The organism is Acidobacteriota bacterium (assembly GCA_022562055.1).
Taxonomy (GTDB): domain Bacteria; phylum Actinomycetota; class Acidimicrobiia; order Spongiisociales; family UBA5794; genus BMS3BBIN02.
Genome location: JADFQA010000024.1, coordinates 20,575 through 41,359 on the forward strand (window position 1 = coordinate 20,575; position 20,785 = coordinate 41,359).

The following is a 20,785-nucleotide window of genomic DNA, read 5'->3' on the forward strand; positions in this document are numbered from 1 at the left end:
AAACTCGGGCTTGGTCTTAAGGTGACGGACGAGACGGGTGATGCGCAACTTGTCGGCGGCGAGCTGTTGATACATCCCTCTGCGTTGGAGGCTTACCGTGGCACCCGGTAGCAAAACCTTAGAATCTGTAGTAAAGCGCGCTAAGCGTGAGCGTGAGGACGCAAAAGACCGTCTCGATCGCGACACCCTGACGCGTTCGTTGCGCGACCGCGATCGCAACAAGCTGACCGACGACCGCGGCCGTCTAACCACCGACTTGGTGAGCCAATACCTCACCGCAATCGGCGAGTACGAACTCTTGACCGCCGAGCGTGAAGTCGACTATGCGCAAAAGATCGAGAGCGGTCAAAGCGCCGCTGAAGCGCTCGAAGCGGGAAAGTTCAAGACGAAGGCTGAAGAGATCGGCTTGCGCCGCAAGGTACGTCACGGCCGAGAAGCCAAGGACGCCTTCCTCACAGCCAACCTTCGCCTCGTTGTCGCCAACGCCCGCCGGTACGCCAACACTTCTGGGATCGACTTCCTCGACCTCATCCAGGAAGGCAACCTGGGGCTGATTCGCGCTGTGGAGAAATTCGACTGGCGCAAAGGGTTCAAGTTTTCAACCTATGCAACATGGTGGATTCGTCAGGCAATCACGCGAGCGATCGCTGACAAGTCACGCACCGTCCGCATTCCGGTTCATCTCCACGACACGCTTGCTGCTGTGCGCGCTGCTCAGGCCAGCCTCAAGGCCGAGCTCGGTCGCGAGCCTAAGCCCGAAGAGATTGCTGAGGAGGCAGGTGTCAACGTCGACAAAGTCGAGCTTGCACTGAGCGTGGCCGATACGGTGTCACTCGAACAGCCCGTCGGCGAGGATGGCGCTCAGTTGGGTGACTTCATACAGGACGAAGATGCCGCCGACCCGATGAAGGTCACCGAAGAGATGGACATCGCAGACAGTCTGCGCAAGTCGATCGACCGGCTGCCAAATCGCGAGGGTCGTATTCTTGCCCTCCGCTACGGGTTCCACGACGGTGTTCCGCGGACGCTCGAAGAAATCGGTGAGGAGTTCAACCTCACACGCGAGAGAATCCGCCAGTTGGAGAAGTTGGCATTGTGCCGTCTTCGCCACCCATCATTCGGCATCCGCGAGCAAGACCTTATCTAGAGAGGCACCGCTGCCTTTTGCTGAGAACGGTCCACTTCGGTGGGCCGTTCTTGCGTAGGTTTTCGGTGACCGGCCTCAGAGGACCGTGGCGATGCGGCGGTTGAGGGCGTCTAGTACTGCACGAACGGTGGCTGCCGCTTCGTCGTCTGAGCGAATCAGCGATGACCCGACGAGCGGGTCGGGATCTCCATCCATCAATACCTGGGCCATGGCGACTTGAGCGTTACCAAGATCAGTGGTTGCGACTGCTGCAAGCGACAGTTGCAGCCTGTCTTCGGTCACGGCTTCCACTGCTCGCAGTGTTGCTTCACCGACGAGACGCGGCCGCGATATTGGGTTGGCGCTGCCGACGGAATCGCCGTGGAACTCCTCATCTGACCACCCGAGGGTGATGACAACCCGAATCTGGACATCCGATTCGGCGGACTGGGTGATCTGGACAATGGCGGGGCGTTCGTTCATGCGCAGGAGCGTACCAACGAATGTGCTGATCAGATGGGTTTTCTTCTCGCAGGTACCGCGGTGTCAATCGATCTTCACCGGGATCCACACGAGAACGAAGTCGTCAACACTGATGTCCATCTTTTCGAGACCAATCTCTACCTCCTCGATCTCGAGAGAAACGATTTCCCATGTGTCGTTGATTTCGGCTACTTCATCGGTGAGATCCTGTTCGAGCGTCGCAATGACGTTCCACTTGTCCATCGCCTTTTCTTGGGCTGTAACCAACCTCTGCTCCTTCGAGCGTGTCACCTGTCGCCGGCGTGCGCTAGAGGCCATTGACCGCGCAGATTTACGGCCGCTGAGCATGCCAAGGAGCGATCCGGCCAGATTGAAGCCTTCGGTTTGTCTGGCACCCCGAACGTCGGTTTCGAGTTCAGACACGCGCCGGTCGGCGTTGGCGTACTGATCCTTCGCTCGCTTCACCTTCACCCGGTACTTGTCGCGTAGTTTTGCAACCGATGCGTCGGCAGCGTTCTGGGCCGCCATATCGCAGCGTTCGAGGAACTCGGATCGACTCTCGCCCGGCCGCGAATAGAGCTTGAGTTTTGCATTCTTGAAGATCGTGATGGTTCGTGTGCGATACAGGTGATCTTTCAGCTTGGTCTGCGCAGCTCTGAACCATGAGGCTTTGGCGAGGTTGGCATCCGGTATTTCGTAGGTAGCACTGTCTGGACGGTCGACTTCGAAGTCGCGATCGTCGTAGTCGACCGCGACACCAGATTCGGGATCGAACCTGTCGCCGAGATCCGTGAAGATGGTTTCGTATTCTTCGACGTGCGAAAGTTTCGCAGAGGTATCGTCGAACACGACAGTGACACGCGCCGCAATCGCGGCCCTGAAGGTAGCGGCATCTGGGTCGCCAAGATCGGCCACCCATGGGGCGCCGGGGCTGGCGTAGTACACACTCACCGATTCGGTCACGGTCGGCATGACCGGTGTCGTACTTTCGTCTTCAATCTGATCCGGATCGGTATCGGATTCCACTGATTCGATTCGTTTCGCTGACGCCGAGGCACATAGTTCGTCAGGCCGGAAACCTGTTCCCTCGTAAGCGGTCCGCGAAGATAGGAGAGGGCCCATCTGGTCGTAAAGATGCTTGGCGCTTTGTCGCGAGTGTTGTGGAGGAGAAACTGGCGCTTCGCCAACCCTGAGATCGTCGCGTCGAGTTCCTTGACGTCCGTTGCACCCGATGCGCTCTGAAGAGCCTCAAGGATGCGCGCTTTGTCGCGTTCTGTTTGCAACCGACCGATGCACCAGGTGCCGGCATTCGACATCGCTTTGTAGTCGAGGTCAACTGGATTTTGGGTGGAGAGTAGAAGTCCGACACCAAACGCTCTGGCTTGCTTGAGGAGGGTCAAAATAGGCTTCTTCGCTGGAGGCTCGGCCGTAGGGGGCACAAAGCCAAAAACTTCGTCCATGTAAATCAATGCGCGCAGGTCACCGGTCCCCGCCTTGGTTTGCATCCAGGTGATGACCTTCGATAGAAGCAGTGTTACGACAAACTGGCGCTCGTCGTCAGACAGGTGTGCGAGATACACGATTGCCGCCCTGGGCCTGCCGTCCTTCCAAAGCATTGTTTCGATATCCAACGGTTCACCTTCGACCCACGAAGCAAACGATGGTGATGCCACCAGACCGTTGATCGTCATTGCGAGCGCAGTGCGGTCCTTTGGCGGGAAAAAGTCGTCAACCTCGAATACGCCGAGTTTGCGCAAGGGCGGCCGCTGGATCTACCCGAGCAGGGTCGCAAGATCCAGCGACTTGCCCGCCCTCCATGAACGTTCGATGAGGTTGGCGATCAGGATGTGCTCGCGCGACGAAATCGGATCGGCGTCAATGCCGACAAGTCCGAGCAGGCCAGATACCCAACCTTCTATCTCGTCTCGTGCTGTCTCAGCATCTGAGTCCCAATCGATCTCTGGCGCATCGAGAGAGCCCACAATATTAAGGGGAACCCCAGCACTGGATCCCGGCGTGTAGATCGTGAAATCGGTGCCCGAACGGAGTGCTGCAATGTCTGACCCGCCGAGACCCCAGTCCGCGAGGCCCCGTGTCCACAGTGTCGACTTTTCCTCAGCGAGGGTCGCAACGGATTTGTCTTCCGATTTCGCCTCGCCAGGGTCGATCCACAGCTCGAAGTCAGCCGGGGAGAGTTCAGGAAACGTCAGGAGCAGGTTTGTCATGTCGCCCTTGGGGTCGATGACGAGCGTCGGTATCCCTGCCCGGAGCGCTTCTTCGAGGAAAATGATGCCTAAACCGGTTTTACCCGATCCTGTCATCCCGACGATCACACCGTGTGTCGTGAGATCACTGGGGTCGTATTCCTGCTTGTCACCAGAACGGTCGCCGGTATTCGCGTCGATCAGTCCGCCAAGAAAAAAGTCGTTCGCCATGTGTGACCTTGTGGTGTCGAGAGCTGAAAGGAGTGTAGGCAATCGTGCTGTACGTCTACCGCTGCTCGAAGTGTCTGAGTAGTTCGGAGACAGCACTATCGGCGCTGTCTACACACGTCACCAGCTGGCGGTCGGTGGCAAGCTGAGATGCGAGCGAATCGATGATCGTGCGCCATTGTTCGCCGACAGCGATGACCGGCTTCGGTTCGGTTGCGGAGAATCTTGCAACGTATGCAACGTTCCACGCCACGATGAGCTCGGTGAGTGTTCCGAGCGAGCCACCGAGTGCAATTGTCGCGTCGGACATCGTCACTAGCTCATGGATGCGTTCCGTGATCGATCGCGCTGTCCTTTCGTCGTGGATGTACTCATTTGCTCGAGCTCGCTCGGCGAACACCTGTGGGGCGGTTACGGCAACGACGTGGCCGCCGGCGCGACGCGCCCCTTTCGAAACCGCTTCCATGATGCCGGCGTATCCGCCGGTCACGACTGTTGCTCCGGCCAACGCCAGCGCTTCGCCGCATCGTTTGCCCGTCTCGTAGCTGGGGTCACCGGGCGCTGCCATCGACGAGCCGAAGACGGTTACCGTTCGTCCGCTTAAAGACGACACCGACGTAGGTTTGTTGTGCTGGTCCATCAGCGCAACTTGCCTTGGACGCGATCTTGATGGCGTTGGGTCACGCCGCCGACACAGCGCACGAAAGCCAACAGTGCAACGCTGAGGGCAACGAGGCCAAGAGTTTGAACCAGCCGGTTCACTGTTGAATTGAGATCAGTAAGACCCGAAAACAGGGTCGGTGCCCCAATCAGCACACCCGCTGCTACAAGAGCAGCCCAGGCCACATCGATGGCGGTATTTCCGTCACGTTGTTCCCAGGGGACGTTGCTCCACGAGTCCGGCTCAGCTGCGGTCCACAGGCGATTGATGACCTGGCGAGTCCACGGGACCTGCATCACCGGCACAACCCACGCCCAGGCCGCGAATGCTTGCCCTCTTTCGAGGTTTTCGCGTCCGAGCGATTCGAAATTCGACGCAGTCGTCCATGTCCACCACATCAACAAAAGCAAGCTGGCAATCACGGCGGCGATGAGCGGGACAGTGGTCGCGTTGTACAACGATCCGTTCGGCACCGAGTTTGCGAATTTGCTCACGCCTATCGTTCGCAGGAATGTCAGAACCGCTGCGACTAGTAGTACGAGCTGGGTTATGTGCGCGGGTAACCCAGGATCAGTGAAGGCGTGCGGTCTGAGCACCCGGTCCTCGTCGCCAGTCTCTGGCGGCGAGGTTGGACGCGACCGCCGGAAAGTTGGCGATTCAAACGGGACTGCAGGCGGCCGTGTCGGCTCGATATCGACTTGTGCATCGTCGTCCTCTTCGGCGGCTACTTCAACAATGTCGATCGCGTCGACCACACCTGAGGTTGCTGGTCCAGGCCCGGCGGCTGCGGAGGCAGGGCCAGGCTGGGCCGGCTCGACCGCGTTATCCCAGCCACGCGAGATCAGTTCGACACCGTCCCCTGGGGCGCCCGAGACTCCGCCCGCCGGATCGGGCCGCTTGGAGATCGTCTGATGTCTGAAATGCTCTGCCGCTATCTCGTCCGACGCCTCGGTGCCGCATTTGATGCAATGTTTCCAGTTGCCGGCGAGACCGTTTCCGCATGCAATACAGAACTTGGTGCGACTCGCTGAATCTATCGTGTCCAGCGCGGTGCCACAGTTGCGACATGCGCGCCGCGAGAGGTCTTCGTGGGAACCGCACGTAAAGCAATATCCCTGCTGGGTGTCTTGGTCGGTCACGGCGTCACGTTAGCGCACGGGGTGCTGGTAGGTGATGCTACGATCGCGCGATGCCGCACCAGACGTCGTACCTTGAGTATCCCGACAGCGATCTATCTCGGATTCTCGGGTGGGCCGTTACGGTTCTATTCGCCGTTAGCGCGATCGGAATCGGATTCGCCGTCGGTCTGGTCCTCTTCTAACGGCGTGGCCACCCACTGGAGACTTAAGGTCTCCTCGGTGGTCTCTGACGGCGCGACGTTATCGGCGACCTGCCACCGTAGTTGCGATCGGTCCGCTGCTTTCATATCCGTTGTTGCATCCCGATGCCAGGTCTTGAGGACCGTTGCGAGCGGCAGCCCTTCGCTTGTTTGTATCGAATACAGACCAAGCTCTTCGGCCTCGATTTCAGCGACCTGTGAAACTGTCAGCGGTTCGGGTAGCGGATCGAGATGTCTTGCATGTTTGCTGGGACGCCGAGACCTGTGTCCTGTAGTCGCTGGGTCTCTCACTGATCTGGCGACGAGAAATCCGACGAACAGAAAAGCCAGGATGAACACAAGTCCTGCAGCAAAGGCTTGTGTATTCACGAGTGACCCTCCGTGTGAGTGACGACAATGCGAGCCGGAAGTCCCGCGTGGGCTTCCACGGCGCGGGCTGTCATCATTGCATACGTGTCCCCTGGCGTGTAGATAGATTCTGAAATTGTTACTTCACCACTTTGGATGACGTACGTCCCGAGCGGTGTTGCGTCTTCGTGGACGGTCGATCCGGCGTTGATCGTCATCATCACCACCGCGCCGTCGGCGGTTAGCTGGCGCATCGACCCCCACAAGTGCTCTGTGACGCGGTGCACGGTGAGTTCGTCCCGGTCTAGGTTTTGGAGATCGTTGAGGACGTCCTTCATCCGTTGTGGTTGAGTCCGCGGCACCACGAGGACAGCGTCATCGGTCGCGACAATGACTATGTCGCTCACCCCGGCGACTGCTACCAGTGGGCCGTCTGATCGTACGTACGAGTTGCGCACGTCGGTGACCCTCACGTCGCCGACAGTGGCTGTCCCCAAGGAGTCTTTTGCTGTGACCTCCCAAACCGCGTTCCACGAGCCAACATCGGTCCACCCGGCGTCGAGCGGAACAACGGCCCCACGCGTGGTGTGCTCCATTACCGCGTAGTCGATTGACTTCGATGGACATTTTTCGAAGGCCGTCGCGTCGAGGACGATGGATCCGTCTGCTTCGTGTCGCGTGCTGGCCCAGGTTTCGTTGACGGCAAGAGAGATTTTTGGGGCATGCCGAGCGAGTTGGTCAAGATACACGTCGCTGCAGAGGGCAAACATGCCACTGTTCCAGAGGTATTTTCCCGAATCTACGTAGTCGTTTGCAGTCTTCAAGTCGGGCTTTTCGACAAACTCTTGGAGTTCGTATGCCGTCCCTGTGAGACGGTCCCCGGTGCGGATGTAGCCGTAGCCGGTTTCAGGGTGTGTCGGGATCACTCCGAAAGTCACGAGGCGCTGTCGTCTCGCCAGCGCGACCGCTTCGGTCGTCGCGCTGGCGAACGACGCGGAATCGGGGATGAGATGGTCAGCAGGGACCACAATCAAAACATCCTCCGGGTCTGAGGCGAGGGCCGCGAACGCAACCGCCGGTGCCGTGTTGCGACCGAATGGCTCAAGAATGAGTCGAGGTGTGCATCCAGCCGCGCGTAGTTCGGATGCGACGATGTCGCGGTGCGCCGCGGAACACACGACGATCGGGTCGCTTGCGTCGGCAAGAGCGAGGACTCGGTCAATCGTGGCTCGAACCATCGACCTCTCTTCGACCAATGGAAGCAGTTGTTTTGGGTGTTGGGTGCGAGACAGGGGCCACAGACGGGTTCCAGAACCTCCGGAAAGAATGACGGGGACGACCATGTCTGCCTACTGTTCTGGATGATGAATACGCTGCGTGGCCGGCTTTGGCGCGTCACTGCCCACGTTTGTGGGCGGGTGCGCATCGGCGACGCCTGTAGGCGAAGACTACTCGTCCGACTCGTCATCCTCGCTATGACCGAGAATCCACGCAAGCTTCTCTCGTGACTCGCCGGTTCCGAAGGCGGTCACGACATCGCCGACCCGTAAGGTCGTGTCCCCGTGGGGGATGATGACCGCCGAGCCGCGGCGAACCGATACCAAGGTCGCCGAGTCTGGCCAACGGATGTCGCGTACCGTCTTCGATGCGCAAGCACTATTGGCGGGGATGGGTATTTCGTAAAAGCCCGCGCCGGCTAGTGCGCGTTGTTTTGCCCGCTCGCGATACAGTTGGCGTCCGGTTGTGTCGGCGAGCGCCTGGTGATAGGCCCGTACGACGCTCTCTCGTCTAAACATCCCGACATGTGTCGAGCGGTCGTCGTCTGCCACCACTGGGAGGCGGCCGTAGTTCAATGCGGCCATACGGGCGAGGGCTGCAGAAACAGGCATGCTCGGAACCACCGTAATTGGCTTCTTGGTCATGAGATCTTCGATAAGGATGTCGTCTAGGGAACCGGTGTAGTGCGCCAGGTCCGTGAGTGTGAGGATGCCGACAAGGTGTTCTCCTTCGACGACTGGTAGACCATGGTGTCGTCCATCACTGATTTCGCTGAGGGCCTCAGAACCCGTCAACGTGGGCGCTAGAGTGCCGGGTTGACTCATGACTTCGCCGACTGTGACCATGTCGAGGAGGTCTATGTCCTCGGGTCTTTGCAGATGGATACCTTTTAGGGTCAGCGGCATGGTGTACGCGCTATCAGAGGAGAAGTATTCCGCGACCAATATTGATGCGGTCGTTGCCAGCATCAGGGGCAACACCAGCCCGTAGTCGCCGGTTATTTCAAACACGATGATGATGGACGTCAGTGGGGCGCGCGCCACTGCTGCGAAGGTCGCCGCCATTCCCACGACAGCAAATGCGCCCGGGTTTGGCGTGTCAAGTGGCCAGCCGATCTCGACGATCTTGGCGAACGAAGCACCGAGCGCTGCGCCGGCGAACAGGCTGGGCATGAACACCCCGCCTGCGCCGTAGCCGGCTTCGGTGACTGCAGCCATCACAAGCTTGAGCACGCCGATGAACAGGAGTGTGGTCCACGCGAACTGGGCGGGACTGTCGAAGCCCAGCGTCTGTTCAACAACCCGCCGCCCAACACCGAGGATCTCTGGGCGTACTGCACTCACTGATGCGAGGATGAATCCGGCGGCCAGTGGGCGAGTCCAGCTGGGCAGTGAACCCGGGACTTTCACGGTATGGGCCACCTTCAGCATCTTCACAAATGCGACCCCCAAAACCCCTGCTAGACCGCCCAGAACGAGATACAGGGCAAGTTCGGGTGCGTTTTGAAGGTTGTGCGCAGGAGCTGAGAGAAGTTTGTCGTCCCCGAGCAACGACTGTGCGGTTACCGCGGCTGAGACCGATGCGATCACGACCGCATTGATGTGTCGCAGTGCGAAGTTACCGAGGATGACCTCCATGGCGAAGAGCATGCCGGCGATCGGCGCATTGAACGACGCCCCAATGCCTGCGCCGGCTCCGGCGGCCAGGAGGCTGCGAATGCGGTCCTCTCCGAAGTTGGTGTAGCGCGCCAGCGACGACCCGATGGTGGCGCCGATCTGTACCGCGGGACCCTCAGAACCGAGGGATCCGCCAGACCCGACAGTCGCTACGGTTGCGGCCAGCTTTGCCTGTACCGAACGCGTTGGCAGGTATCCGGCGTGGAGGTTGAACCCGACCATCGTCTCGGTGATACCGCTGCCTTTGATTCCCGGACCCCATCGATTATGGATGAACCAGGAAATCCCGATCCCGATCGGTGTGATGACGGCGATGAAGAGGAGACCGTACTGGAGCGCTCGCACGCTGAACAGCCGTCCGTCGGCCCATTCGATTGCGAGGATAAGAGCGCTGCTCGCTAGGCCGACGAGAACCCCGACAACCGCGGCTGCGATAAGAAACCCCGCCGACCCTCTGGTCTTTTGCTTTCGGCGACTCAGCAGCGCGAGGGGAGACAATCGTTGCATTCTCATACGCTAACGTCGTCGCGAGGCCTTGCGGTTGGATGCGGATGGAATCTCGCGTTGCCGGTGCACCGATGGTATTGAGGAGTTCTCATGTCGGGAATACAACATGTGCCCATGTGACAGGATGTGTGCGTGCAGGTCTGAGCGAGCGTCGGTTGCCCCGCGCTCTTGTGCTGTAAATTCCGTGTTCCTTGTCTGGACGTTCAGCCGATGAGCGAATTTCCCATCACACCGGCGGACTGGCAGCGCGCTGCGCAAGAGAAAATGGAGTCCTCGGCGTTTGACTACTACGCGAGCGGTGCAGATTCCGAAACGACGGTTGTTGAAAACATCCGTGCCTGGGAACGGTATCAACTACATCCCAAGGTACTCGCAGGCGTGGACCAGATTGATACACACGTCGAAGTGCTCGGCGAACGCTTCTCCTCCCCTGTGATGATTGCTCCTACGGCCTATCACAAACTTGCTGACCCCGAGGGGGAGTGCGCCACCGCACGGGCGGCTGCTCTTGCACAATCGGTGATGGTTGTGTCGACGCTTGGGACGACGACCCTTGAGAGGATCGCAGAAGCGGCTCCCGACGGACGGCGATGGTTCTAGCTATATGTGCTCCGTGATCGGGCGTTGACCGAGTCGTTGATTGACCGTGCCGAGGCAGCCGGATATACGGCGCTAGTGCTGACTGCCGACACGCCGCTCTTGGGTCACCGGATCAAGGATGAGGCGAACAGCTTCACCCTTCCCGATGGTCTCACAATGGAGAACCTTGCCGCGGCTGTCCCGAGCACTAACGGGTCTGGGCTTGCCGAATACGCCGCTTCGCAGCTCGATGCCTCGTTGACGTTCGAGGCGCTTGAGTGGTTGTGCAAGCGAACGTCGCTACCCGTTGTGGTGAAAGGTGTGCTGCGCGCTGACGATGCGTTGCGCTGTGTGTCGGCTGGCACCCGTGCCATCATCGTGTCGAATCACGGGGGACGCCAGCTTGACCATGCAGTCGCGACAGCGGACGCATTGGCGGTTGTCCGCGACGCGGTACCGACAGACATCGACGTGCTCGTCGATGGGGGGATCCGCACAGGTACCGATGTCGTCAAGGCAGTAGCGCTTGGTGCTTCGGCGGTGTTGATAGGCCGGTCGGTGCTGTGGGGCCTCGCCGTCCATGGTGAGAAAGGCGTCGGTGCTGTACTCGCTCAGATGCAGACTGAGCTCGAACTCGCTCTTGCGCTGGTCGGCGCCCCGAGCGTTGCCGGCCTCGACCGGTCTTTCGTTAGTCTCCGACCGTCGTGACTACTCTCGCGGTATGAAGACACCTCCCCACGACCACGGTCGTGACATCTTTGTGAACCGCACGCTCAACTTCCGTTCGCTCGACGCCATCGGGTACGACATGGATTACACGCTGGTCCACTACGACCCGGTGGTTTGGGAGGGGTTTGCGTTCCAGCACGCGGTCGACGCGTTGAGCGACAGCGGGTGGCCCGTCGAGGGGATGTCGTTCGATGCCGATGGCGTGATACGCGGGCTTGTGCTCGATCTCGAATTGGGCAACCTGTTGAAAGCAACTCGATTCGGCTACGTGATCCGTGCTTCGCACGGTGGGTCACCGCTGACCTTTGATGAGGTGCGAGACGCCTATGTAGCAAGTCTGGTGAGCCTCTCGGATCGACGATTTGTTTTTCTCAACACGCTCTTCTCTCTTTCGGAGGCGAGCCTGTTTATGCAACTTGTCCACCGATACGACTCGGGACGTCTACCGCAGGTCAAGTCCTACGCAGCGCTGTATGGAGGTGTGCAGAACGCCCTCCGTTCCGCTCATCTAGACGGAAGTTTGAAGAAAGACATCCTCGGCGATCTCGAGAAGGCTGTGATCCTCGACCCCGAAGTGCCGCTGGCATTGCTCGATCAGAAGTCTGCGGGAAAACGTCTTGTGATGATTACGAACTCTGAGTGGAGTTATGCAAGCAAGATAATGTCGTATGCGTTCGACAGGTATTTGAAGAGCGACATGACCTGGCGCGATCTATTTGATGTCGTGATCGTGCAGGCCGACAAACCCGGGTTCTTTGATCGCAACAACCGGTTTTATCGCGTGGTCGATGAGGATCAGGCAATGCTGCGACCCCACTCCGGTGATCTGGTTCCCGGTGAAGTGTATTTTGGCGGGAATGCGAGCCACATGGAGGCGAGCCTCGGTGTCGCAGGAGATCGGTTTCTCTATGTCGGTGACCACCTATACGGCGATGTGCAGTTCCCCAAGGCCGAGATGAGTTGGAGAACAGCGCTCATCTTGCGGGAACTCGAAACCGAGGTCCATGCTCTTGATGACTTTTTGGACTCGCAAGCCGAACTCTCTGAGTTGATGCGCCAAAAGGAAATCCTCAACGCCGCTATTGCACAGGCACGTCTTGGCGAACTTCGTTCCGAGTTTGGGTACGGCCCGCAGGCGGACGTAGATGACGGTGCGGTTGATCGTTTGCAACGCGAAGTCAATGATCTGGATCAGCGAATCGCGCCCATCGCGATAGCGTCTGGGAAACTTCGTAATCAGACCTGGGGGCCCCTCATGCGCGCCGGTATTGACAAGAGCTTGTTCGCCCGGCAGGTCGAACGATATGCGGATGTGTACACGTCTCGAGTCTCGAATTTTGTCAACGCCACGCCGTTTGCGGTTCTCAAGGCGTCGAGGACAACAATGCCGCACGACATACGGGACTGAGAAGTCGGTTCACATTCGGGCGTCAGACGCGCAAACGGTGGCGCTACTCGTGGGCTCCTACCGTCGAGATGGGATGGTTGGTGCCCTCTGACACGGTGATCAGACGGTCCCCTGAGTTGGCGAAGGTGATCGCTTCTCCTTGGATTTCGTCGGGCGACGCCGCTTTGCATGGTGTGGAGTTCAGCACCGGCCCCCAGTCAAGGTCAGTTCGTGGCCACATCCACACCGAGTTGTACCCGCGTAATACGAAGAGGTCACCGGTCGGTGAAATCGCGGCACTGGTCACCTCAAGATGATCCTCACCGAGTGCGAGGTCGGCGACCTTTTCGAGCATCACTTCGGCGCCGTCTACGAACGAGTCCGCGCTCGCTCGATAAACCGAGCCGGGGCCGTTCCGAGTTTTTGTTATGACAAACATATCGCCAGTGACAGGATCGACGGCGAGCGCCTCGGCGTCTGCTCGCTCATCGGGATACGTGAGCGTAATGAACTCGACTGGCGCTGTCTCGGTGTCAGACAGCGCCGGTATCGGGACGCGATAGATCGTGATTGAAATGCGGAACTGGAAGTTGTCTCCAATGTCACCAATGAAGATCGCCGGTTCACCGGCTGCCGTTGGTCCAATCGAGATGTCCTCCCAATCGGCTGCGCGAGCACCGACCACTTCCCATGTCGCCAGCGTCTTGCCGGCGTCGTCAATGACATAGAGCCGCGCTGCGTCACCTGAATCGTTGTGGACGACGTACGCGTTTTCCTGCTGGGGGAGCGCGGCAATGCCGGACAATTCAAAGAGTTCTGGGGCGACCAAGGCTCCTGTTGCAGATACGTGTTCGAAGGCCACACATGGTGTGCCCGCAAATGGTCTCACCTCGGGCATGACCGGCATCGTCGCGACCGGGGTGGTCTCACCGAGGGGAGCCGTCGGTGCGGTATCAACGGCTGGGGGCGCTCCAGATGAGCATGCTGACATAAAGAGAGCTGCGCCAACAATGGCTGCAGCGGTCGACATCGTCCGGTGGCTTTTGAGTGACGTATTTCGGCGCTGCGCGCAGAACATCATTCGTTCACGCCTAGCGTGCCATAAGGCGCAGGGCGATTGCCTCGGCGAGGATTGAACGTTGCAGATCTCCGAGGTCGACCGACTCGTTGGGTCCGTGATCTCTCCGAACACCGCCGGGTGTGCTCCGTCGATTTCGAGGAGCCGGACGTTCGCAAACCCGGCGGCTTCCAAACGTCGTGCCACGTCGGTTGCCGTAGCACGCACGTGGGTTGCGTCGAACCCATCGGCGCTCACAGACGGAATACGGATGAGTTCCTCGAGATCGATCTGTAATCGAGGGAACAGGCTCGCCACCTTGGAGATTAGGTCTTCGTGCATGGCCGCAAGCGTAACAATGACCGAAGCCGACTAGGCGCTGCGAGGCGAATACCACTTTTTGTGGTGGTCGATGCGCTACCGTCGGTGTCGTATTCGAGGAGAGGACCACCATGGGTTTCAGATCCTTTTGGCCGGGAAAGTGGTTCCGTCGCGGCGGCGGACACATCGACATAGGATCGATGGAGGTCGGCAAGATCCCGATCTCGTCGTTCGAGTCCGATGTCGATGACGTTGGAGAATCTCGGTACCAGAAGCATTCCGGTTTGGCGCAGCGCATCGCGGATGCACAGAACGTCGACGAGATGTCCATAGACGCGGCGGACGATTCCAACGAGCAGGCCTAAGCCGAACTGCACGCTGCTTTCTACGGGTGCGCTGGGCGTGTCGTGCCGCCGTAGACCGCGGCTGGCATTGATGAAGCACGCCGAGACGCGGCCGACAGTGTGTGCGGCTTGTTCATTGGGCACGGGACACCGTTACGCGCGAGTTTCGCGAACTACTACTTAAGGGTGACACGGGAATGGCAGAAATCGACGCTGGGAATGGATTAGTGGCCATCGCCGCGGATGGACACGATCATATATGTGTCGATAGGAGAACCCTATGCGTATTGGAGCGAACGCGCTCTCAAGTCCATCGAGAGCGTCTATGAGCCGCATGGCGACGGTGCTTTTGGCTGTACCTTGGTTGGCTTACTTACATTGAGCGGTTCGCGGGCTGCTTTTTCGGATACCACAAGCAACACGAACAACAGCCTTGGCACCGGCACTGTCACCCTGACCGGCGATGACACCGGCCTTGCAATGTTCGCGGTGACCGACATGGCGCCACGTTTGGCGATTGTTCGACTTTTGTAGGTTTGAGCATCGTGTCCGGTGGGACGGTTGCTGACTTTGGTGCAGGCAACTTCGACTACGCCAACAGTGTGGCCACATCATGGACGCCGGCCGCCGCTGGGGAAACTCGCGCCTTCCGTATCACCGTGACCTTGCAGGATGACAATGCTGCACAGGGTCTTGTTGGTCAACCAACGTTCACCTAGGAAATCCAGAGCAACTAGCTCTACCCCTGTGGACGGGTTCAAACCGAATATTTGGTTGCTGTAGGGTCGGAGAATTGGGCGAATCGGTCCGTGGTGTGGTCGAGAATCACTGACGCCCTGAGGGCTGGTTGGGTGCGGTCCCGCACCGGTTCTGCCGGGGCGATCTGGTGCCAGGTACACGACTTCGCCACCGTCGTTCTCGCGAATCACAACGCGACCGTTGTGCCGATGCCTTGTGCCTTGGCCGCCCTATAGATCTCATCCGCAATGGCGATGTCTTGAGCGGCGTGGCCCATAGACTTGAAGATAGTGCGCCGGTGCCCGGCGAGCCTTGCTTCACCGGCGATGAGCGCTCCAAGTTCGATGAGAACATCTGGGCCGATCACTTTTTGGTCGAGCGCATCGTTGATTTCACCCGATTCCGCAATAGCGCTTGCGCGGTGCTCGACTACAACGTCGGCGTCCGCAAAGCAGTCGGCGGGTAGCTCACGCATCTCCAGGCTGTACGACCCAATTGCCGAGATATGGACGGGCGATTTCAACATGGCCGTCGCGAAGAGCGGCTCGGTCGAAGGTGTTGCAGTGATCACGATATCGGCGCCGTCGAGCGCTTTCCTTGCATCGACGAACGCCGCAGACGATGTCGCCTGCTGCGCAGCGAGCCGCTGCGCCGACGATCCACCTTTTGATACCACACGGATCTCTTCGATCGGTCTCACCGCTTGGGCGCCGTCTATCAGAGCCTGTGCCTGGCCGCCCGCACCGAAGATGGTGAGCACCGCCGCGTCAGGTGGGGCGAGTAAGTCGGTGGCCAGCCCAGCGGTCGCCCCCGTGCGCAGCGCCGTCATATAGATCGCATCCATTACTGCTACCGGGACACCGGTCTCGTGATCGACAAGAACGTACACACCATTGATAACTGGTAGGCGATTCTTGGGGTTGTCGCCGAACACGGACACAATCTTGATGCCCACAGAGTCCATTGAGGCTGCCGGCATGAAGAGCGAAACCCCGGCCGGTTGGCTGATCGGGCTGCGTAGCGGGGCGTCGATCTCTCCGCGAAACAGCGCCTCCATACCGCGTCGCATTGCGGCTATGGCACGCGGCATCGTCGTGACGGCTCGTACGTCGGCGGCGCTAAGCATCAGAATTTCCACGGGCCCATCCTACGAACTGTGTGCGGTCGGCGTGTATAGAGCAGGAAAGATCGAGAAATGCGTTCTCAGGTGCTTCTCAGGTTGGGTTCACAGTCTTCACACAACCGTTACGCATAGTGATGCCATACACACAACGCATCAGGCAATGAAGGAGAAACCAATGCGTAAGAAACTTGCATCAGTAGCCGCTGCGGCCGCGGTCGCGATGACTGGCGTCACATACGTTGTCACAACCTCGGGAGCGGCGATCGCTCAGGAGGACACGACCATCGTTGCTGAGGACGGTCAGGAGAAACCACCGAGACGTGGCCAGGTGCTCGAAGGTGTCCTTGGCAGTCTTGTCGATGACGGCACTATCACCCAGGATCAGTCGGATGCCATCACTTCCGCGGTGGCTGCCAAGGTCGACGAGATTCGCGAGCAGTTCCCAGACGGCGGGCGGCGCCATCGTGGACCTCGTGGCAACAGTGTCATCCGTGACATGCTTGAGGACGGCGTGATCGACGCCGACGAACTCGCCAGTCTTGGCGCTGATCATCCGTTCAACGATCCTGATGGCCTAGCAGCCCCGTATCTCGACGACGGTCAACTGGACCTAGACGAGTTGAAGGCGATGCACGAAGAGCGTCGCGCTAACCGTCCTGACCATCGGATCCGGCCACCAGCCTCGAACACATCGGGTGAAAGCGCGTAACGACTCACTCCATCAACCTTTGACGTCGCGAAGTGGTCGTGCCAAAACCATGTCATGCAGAAGTTAGCAGCGCGTTTCAGATGGTGACGGTGCGGGCGTTGCCGACGTTGGCGTACCGGTCGGGGACGCAGGTCAGGATGATGATCTGACAGTTGTTCGCCGCGCTTGAGATCGCTGCACCCATCCGGGTGAGACGATCGGGGTCGGTCCAGCCGAGAGCATCGTCAAAGATCACCGGTGCGCCCCCTTCGCTGGATACGAGCATTGCACATGCAAGCCGTGCCAGGAGTCCGAGCTGTTCTTGGGCGCCTGTACTGAGCTGATCAAAGTCGAGTGTCGTGTGAGCAAGCGTGCGGGTGGTGATCGAGAGGTCATCGCCGAGGGCGACTTCGAATCCGGAACCGTAGACAATTCTCCCGAGGTTTTCTATCTGCTCGCGGAACGGTTGCGCGTATCGGTCCCTCGCTTTTTGCCGGTGTGCTTTGAAGACGGAGTGGAGTAGCTGAGCAGCCGCGGCCCGCATGCTGACACGTTCAAGATGTGCTCTGGCTTCCTCCAGCGAGGTTGTTGCTTCGTCGAGATCTCGTGCCGGTCCTCGCTCGGTGTCGTGCGTGAGACGTATCTGAAGCTCGGTGCGGCGTTCGGCGTTTTTCTGGAGGTTGTCAGCGTGGCGTTCTTGAGCTGCTTTCGCGTTTGACAGCAGTGCGTCAAGGCTGTCGGGGTCCGCCTTGTCGAGTTCGTTCTGGGCCGCGCCGTAGGCGGTTTTCGCTGTCTCGGCTGCTACTGAGGCGGAGTTCTCTTCTTTAGCCAGCACGGCGTCGCTTTCGGTTTCGCGGGCTTCCTCCAGTGTCTGGCCGGCAGAGTCGGCTGTGCTCTTCGCGATGCTGAGGTTTCCGGCAAGACCAGCGTCCTCGATGTCTAGTTGGCTCGCCTTCGTGGCAGCCTTTTCGGCCACTCGCTCGGTGGTGTCCAACGCTGCTTTTGCGTCGTCGAGTAGCTGTGCAGCGGTGTGTCCGAGGGCCTGCGCAGCGGTGTGGTCCGTGGGGATTGGGCTCGTCGCCACGCGATCCAGGATATGTTTCTTTGTGCGTTCCACGAGGTTGACAATCTTTGCGGAGAGCGCCTCGGGTTGCAGGTCCCTGAGGTCTCGGTCCAGCGTTGTGGCGGCGTCATCCAAACTTCGCAGCGCAGCGGCCCGGGCGTCGAACTGCTTACGCGCCTCCGCAAAGTCAGCGACATGAGCTTGCGCGCATAGAGCTTGGTAGAGCTGGCTGGCCTCTTCCAGTCTCTCGACGGTAGCGGTGCCTTCGCCCCCGGCCCGAACCGAAACCGAGATAACGCCGGCTACGACAATCCGGGTGAGTTCTTGGGGTGTCGGCGTGTGATCCGTGTCGTGGTTGAGGTCGAGGTCGGTGTCGTTGATTGTGACCTTCAGGTCTTGCAGGGCGGTGACCACAACCTCTGGCAGGGCCTGACCAGCCGCTGCTCGCGCCTTTGTGAGACCTAAGTGAGCTTCTTCGATTGCAGACAGGTGCTCTTCGTCGACCGTGAAGGACTCGAGGGCCTTTTCCGCCTCTTGCTGTTGTTGCAGCGCCTGGTTGATCCGCTCCATACGCTCGGTCATCTGCTCGATCTCGATCAGTTGTCTGAGGTACTCGGTGTCTTCCCGCGCCTGGTCGAACGATGCTTGTGCCTGTGCCCAATGTGTCCGGGTGACCGCAAGTGCAGCCTTGGTGCTCGCTGCCTCTTCAATGATGATCTTTCGTGTCGGGCCTGCTTGCTCGATTTCGTTGTTTACCCGATCGAAGATATCAGCAGCTGTCTGGTGGGCTGTGATGAGATCGTCGCGGCGTTGATGACTTTTCTGGGCTGCTGCATGAACCAGGTCTAGGCGTTCCAGGTCGGTCTTGCAACGTTCGGCTGCACGCCGCAACGTCGCTGTGTCGTCGACTTGTTTTGTCAATGCTGTCAGCTCGGCTGCGGCCTTCACGCCGGCTGCTTCGAGGGTCTTTGCCGTTTCGTCGAGACGTTGGATGTCGCGAGCAGTGTCATCAAGGTCGCGGAGATGCGCTTTGGCTTCGTCAGACTTCTTCTGGGCTGATTCGAGGTCGTCCTCGGCCTGACTCAGATTGTTCTTCGGTTTCCCACCCGGAGTCCAATACTCACCAAATTCGGTTTCGATCCGATCCCATAGGACGTCTTCGCTATCACCTGCAACGTCGCCTCCCGCCGCTGCGTCGAGCGCTCTACCAAGTGCCGACACTTCGAACGTTGCTTGAGCGAGGCCTTCTCCCTGGACAAGGCGCAGGGTCTTCCACAGTGCGAGGTCGACAGCTTCATCGAGAATCTCAGAAACGCGATCGTGAGCCTCGCGACCGCTGAGTTGCTCTCGTTGCGGTTTTGTTACCACAAGGAGGGTCTCGGGTTTGCGTGCCCACCGTTTGGAATAGGTGAATTCATAGGTGCCGGCGACTATCTCGACTTCAACCCAGGGGCCGACGTCCTTGCCAACAGGGACCACTTGCTTCACCCTGCGGTGGTTCGAGGAATCTTGCAGGTCGAGGATGAGGTCGACGGCGTCCATGAGAGAGGTCTTGCCTGACTCGTTCGGCCCTTCGACGATCGTGATTCCCTCGTCGGGAAACGTCACCTCGGCCTCCGCAATGCCGGCGTAGTTACGCACCTTGATGCGACGAATCCTCATGAGCCGCTCTCGACGAGCCGGTAGAGAAGCCCGAGCGCGTCCTGGGCAGCGTGCGCCTCATCGTCGTCGCCCTGTGCCAGCGTCGTGAGTTCGTTGAGTGCATCGTTTGCGAAACCGGACAGTCCGAGCTGGGTGAAGTCCTCATCATCGGGCAGCACGACGAGGTTGTTGTGGCGCTCCCAAGTGTTGAGCGACGCAAACAAGTCTGCCTCGCTTTCAAGGGCCGAGTCGAGGCGAATCTTGTTGCCAAGTGTGAGCTGTCCGACAAGTTTGAGCTGCACGATCGATTCTCGTTTGTTCTCGATGTCCGAGAGACTCGACACGAGAAGGTCGACGTCGTTGGCGCTCCGCAGATCGAAATCCAGTGTGTGGAACGTCCACGTCCCGACCGGGTGCGTCTCGACTGTGACCGTGTCGTCGTCGATCTCGACAATGAGCACGTTTCCCGGATCGATTTCTCGATACCCCGTCGGTACTGGTGCCCCCGAGTAGTGCACCTTGCCTGTGTCGCCAACGGACGTTGTGGAGTGGCGGTCACCCAGGGCAACGTAGTGGACACTGCCGGCATCGATAGCGGTTTCGAGGTCAGCGAGGCAAATCGCTGCTGTGTTGGTCGGGTCGGGGTCGAGCGTGTCGACGACGCCGTGGCCGACAACGATGCTGATACCGTCGTGCTGTGGCGCATCTGATATCGCCCGTTGGACGAGGTCTTCCAGCGGCTCAACGCTTGTCCACGGCGCCGCGATCAGACGAACTCCCGAAGCTACGTCCACCGCACTGGATCCATCGAGGACGACGACGTTGTCTGGCCTCCTATCTGTGAACGTCCGAGATGTGAAGATGGATGACGCGTTCAACGGGTCGTGGTTTCCAGGCAGCAGGTAGAACGTGACGTTCGGCGTCTTGCGCATCGCGTCAACCGCTCGCACAATCACCTGCCGCTCGACGTGATTCGTCTCGAACACATCTCCGCATACCACGACGAACGAACACACCTGCTCGACCGCGAGCTTCCCGATCGTTTCCACAGCCTTGATACGAGCTTCCGAAAATCGCGCCTGCGCCTCACCTGCAAGGAAGTGCCGCGTCATACCGAGCTGCCAGTCGGCAGTGTGGAGGAACCTAACCATCACCAAATCGTACCGCACGCAGAGCTGGGTCAGAAGCCCCGTGCGCGCGCGAGGAGTTCGCCGGTAGGCACTGACATCTGGCGTTCGGGAACGCGCATGCGGGGTTTTCTTGTT

The 20,785-nt window shown here is 59.4% G+C and carries 19 protein-coding genes and 1 pseudogene; 7 read left to right on the forward strand and 13 right to left on the reverse strand.

Features of this window, described 5'->3' with window-relative positions; translation table 11 throughout:
* Positions 1-97: 97 nt before the first annotated feature.
* Entirely contained in the window at positions 98-1,147 is a 1,050-nt protein-coding gene (locus tag IIC71_09630; GenBank protein ID MCH7669437.1) for a sigma-70 family RNA polymerase sigma factor, read from the forward strand.
* A gap of 75 nt (positions 1,148-1,222) precedes the next feature.
* Here the strand turns inward: IIC71_09630 and IIC71_09635 are convergent, their stop codons facing one another.
* The 9 genes from IIC71_09635 to IIC71_09675 form a co-directional block, all read right to left on the reverse strand.
* Positions 1,223-1,609, reverse strand: a complete 387-nt coding sequence (locus IIC71_09635; protein MCH7669438.1) for a hypothetical protein — start codon at positions 1,607-1,609, stop codon at positions 1,223-1,225.
* Positions 1,610-1,672: 63 nt separating this feature from the next.
* On the reverse strand, positions 1,673-2,581 hold the full coding sequence (locus IIC71_09640) for a hypothetical protein (protein MCH7669439.1): 909 nt from the start codon (positions 2,579-2,581) through the stop codon (positions 1,673-1,675).
* A complete protein-coding gene (locus IIC71_09645) occupies positions 2,569-3,366 on the reverse strand; it encodes an ATP-binding protein (GenBank protein MCH7669440.1) in 798 nt (265 codons plus the stop codon). The genes IIC71_09640 and IIC71_09645 overlap by 13 nt, the downstream gene beginning before the upstream one ends.
* Positions 3,367-3,381: 15 nt before the next feature.
* Positions 3,382-4,044: a DUF853 family protein gene (locus IIC71_09650; protein MCH7669441.1), complete on the reverse strand. Its 663-nt coding sequence runs from the start codon at positions 4,042-4,044 to the stop codon at positions 3,382-3,384.
* A gap of 55 nt (positions 4,045-4,099) precedes the next feature.
* Complete coding sequence (locus IIC71_09655; GenBank protein ID MCH7669442.1) at positions 4,100-4,654, reverse strand: LOG family protein; 555 nt, start codon at positions 4,652-4,654, stop codon at positions 4,100-4,102.
* 26 nt (positions 4,655-4,680) lie between these two features.
* A complete protein-coding gene (locus tag IIC71_09660; GenBank protein MCH7669443.1) occupies positions 4,681-5,841 on the reverse strand; it encodes a DUF4328 domain-containing protein in 1,161 nt (386 codons plus the stop codon).
* A 125-nt stretch (positions 5,842-5,966) separates the two neighbouring features.
* Positions 5,967-6,410 carry a hypothetical protein gene (locus tag IIC71_09665; GenBank protein MCH7669444.1) on the reverse strand — a complete coding sequence of 148 codons (444 nt, stop codon included), beginning with the start codon at positions 6,408-6,410 and terminating at the stop codon, positions 5,967-5,969.
* Entirely contained in the window at positions 6,407-7,732 is a 1,326-nt protein-coding gene (locus IIC71_09670; protein MCH7669445.1) for a mannose-1-phosphate guanylyltransferase/mannose-6-phosphate isomerase, read from the reverse strand. Before IIC71_09670 ends, IIC71_09665 begins: the two co-directional genes overlap by 4 nt.
* 105 nt (positions 7,733-7,837) lie before the next feature.
* Entirely contained in the window at positions 7,838-9,850 is a 2,013-nt protein-coding gene (locus IIC71_09675; GenBank protein MCH7669446.1) for a chloride channel protein, read from the reverse strand.
* A 210-nt stretch (positions 9,851-10,060) separates the two neighbouring features.
* Here IIC71_09675 and IIC71_09680 point away from each other — a divergent pair.
* Together IIC71_09680 and IIC71_09685 are read left to right on the forward strand one after the other, a co-directional pair.
* Positions 10,061-11,137, forward strand: a pseudogene (locus IIC71_09680) (alpha-hydroxy-acid oxidizing protein).
* A 13-nt stretch (positions 11,138-11,150) separates the two neighbouring features.
* Positions 11,151-12,566 carry an HAD-IG family 5'-nucleotidase gene (locus tag IIC71_09685; protein MCH7669447.1) on the forward strand — a complete coding sequence of 472 codons (1,416 nt, stop codon included), beginning with the start codon at positions 11,151-11,153 and terminating at the stop codon, positions 12,564-12,566.
* Positions 12,567-12,609: 43 nt separating this feature from the next.
* Here the strand turns inward: IIC71_09685 and IIC71_09690 are convergent, their stop codons facing one another.
* Positions 12,610-13,944, reverse strand: a complete 1,335-nt coding sequence (locus tag IIC71_09690) for a hypothetical protein (protein ID MCH7669448.1) — start codon at positions 13,942-13,944, stop codon at positions 12,610-12,612.
* Positions 13,945-14,054: 110 nt separating this feature from the next.
* Here IIC71_09690 and IIC71_09695 point away from each other — a divergent pair, with 110 nt between their 5' ends.
* From IIC71_09695 to IIC71_09705, 3 genes are all read left to right on the forward strand, one after another.
* Positions 14,055-14,288, forward strand: coding sequence for a hypothetical protein (locus tag IIC71_09695; GenBank protein MCH7669449.1), 234 nt, complete (start codon positions 14,055-14,057; stop codon positions 14,286-14,288).
* A gap of 222 nt (positions 14,289-14,510) precedes the next feature.
* Complete coding sequence (locus IIC71_09700; GenBank protein MCH7669450.1) at positions 14,511-14,801, forward strand: hypothetical protein; 291 nt, start codon at positions 14,511-14,513, stop codon at positions 14,799-14,801.
* 2 nt (positions 14,802-14,803) lie between these two features.
* Positions 14,804-14,986: a hypothetical protein gene (locus tag IIC71_09705; GenBank protein MCH7669451.1), complete on the forward strand. Its 183-nt coding sequence runs from the start codon at positions 14,804-14,806 to the stop codon at positions 14,984-14,986.
* A gap of 206 nt (positions 14,987-15,192) precedes the next feature.
* On the opposite strand, the gene IIC71_09710 is transcribed toward IIC71_09705, so the two are convergent.
* A complete protein-coding gene (locus tag IIC71_09710) occupies positions 15,193-16,143 on the reverse strand; it encodes an ornithine cyclodeaminase family protein (GenBank protein MCH7669452.1) in 951 nt (316 codons plus the stop codon).
* Between the two features lie 160 nt (positions 16,144-16,303).
* On the opposite strand from IIC71_09710, the gene IIC71_09715 reads away from it, so the two are divergent.
* The gene (locus IIC71_09715; GenBank protein ID MCH7669453.1) at positions 16,304-16,837 is read left to right on the forward strand and encodes a hypothetical protein; all 534 of its coding nucleotides are present in this window, start codon (positions 16,304-16,306) and stop codon (positions 16,835-16,837) included.
* A 76-nt stretch (positions 16,838-16,913) separates the two neighbouring features.
* Here the strand turns inward: IIC71_09715 and IIC71_09720 are convergent, their stop codons facing one another.
* The gene (locus IIC71_09720; GenBank protein MCH7669454.1) at positions 16,914-19,541 is read right to left on the reverse strand and encodes an AAA family ATPase; all 2,628 of its coding nucleotides are present in this window, start codon (positions 19,539-19,541) and stop codon (positions 16,914-16,916) included.
* Positions 19,538-20,671 carry a metallophosphoesterase gene (locus IIC71_09725; GenBank protein MCH7669455.1) on the reverse strand — a complete coding sequence of 378 codons (1,134 nt, stop codon included), beginning with the start codon at positions 20,669-20,671 and terminating at the stop codon, positions 19,538-19,540. The genes IIC71_09720 and IIC71_09725 overlap by 4 nt, the downstream gene beginning before the upstream one ends.
* Positions 20,672-20,785: the final 114 nt, after the last annotated feature.

Excerpts from the sequence above, each read along its gene's own strand:
- IIC71_09635 (MCH7669438.1), bottom strand. The coding sequence starts at position 1,609 with ATGAACGAACGCCCCGCCATTGTCCAGATCACCCAGTCCGCCGAATCG.
- IIC71_09640 (MCH7669439.1), bottom strand. The coding sequence starts at position 2,581 with ATGCCGACCGTGACCGAATCGGTGAGTGTGTACTACGCCAGCCCCGGC.
- IIC71_09650 (MCH7669441.1), bottom strand. The coding sequence starts at position 4,044 with ATGGCGAACGACTTTTTTCTTGGCGGACTGATCGACGCGAATACCGGC.
- IIC71_09670 (MCH7669445.1), bottom strand. The coding sequence starts at position 7,732 with ATGGTCGTCCCCGTCATTCTTTCCGGAGGTTCTGGAACCCGTCTGTGG.
- IIC71_09675 (MCH7669446.1), bottom strand. The coding sequence starts at position 9,850 with ATGCAACGATTGTCTCCCCTCGCGCTGCTGAGTCGCCGAAAGCAAAAG.
- IIC71_09685 (MCH7669447.1), top strand. The coding sequence starts at position 11,151 with ATGAAGACACCTCCCCACGACCACGGTCGTGACATCTTTGTGAACCGC.
- IIC71_09690 (MCH7669448.1), bottom strand. The coding sequence starts at position 13,944 with ATGCACGAAGACCTAATCTCCAAGGTGGCGAGCCTGTTCCCTCGATTA.
- IIC71_09695 (MCH7669449.1), top strand. The coding sequence starts at position 14,055 with ATGGGTTTCAGATCCTTTTGGCCGGGAAAGTGGTTCCGTCGCGGCGGC.
- IIC71_09700 (MCH7669450.1), top strand. The coding sequence starts at position 14,511 with ATGGACACGATCATATATGTGTCGATAGGAGAACCCTATGCGTATTGG.
- IIC71_09715 (MCH7669453.1), top strand. The coding sequence starts at position 16,304 with ATGCGTAAGAAACTTGCATCAGTAGCCGCTGCGGCCGCGGTCGCGATG.
- IIC71_09720 (MCH7669454.1), bottom strand. The coding sequence starts at position 19,541 with ATGAGGATTCGTCGCATCAAGGTGCGTAACTACGCCGGCATTGCGGAG.
- IIC71_09725 (MCH7669455.1), bottom strand. The coding sequence starts at position 20,671 with ATGGTTAGGTTCCTCCACACTGCCGACTGGCAGCTCGGTATGACGCGG.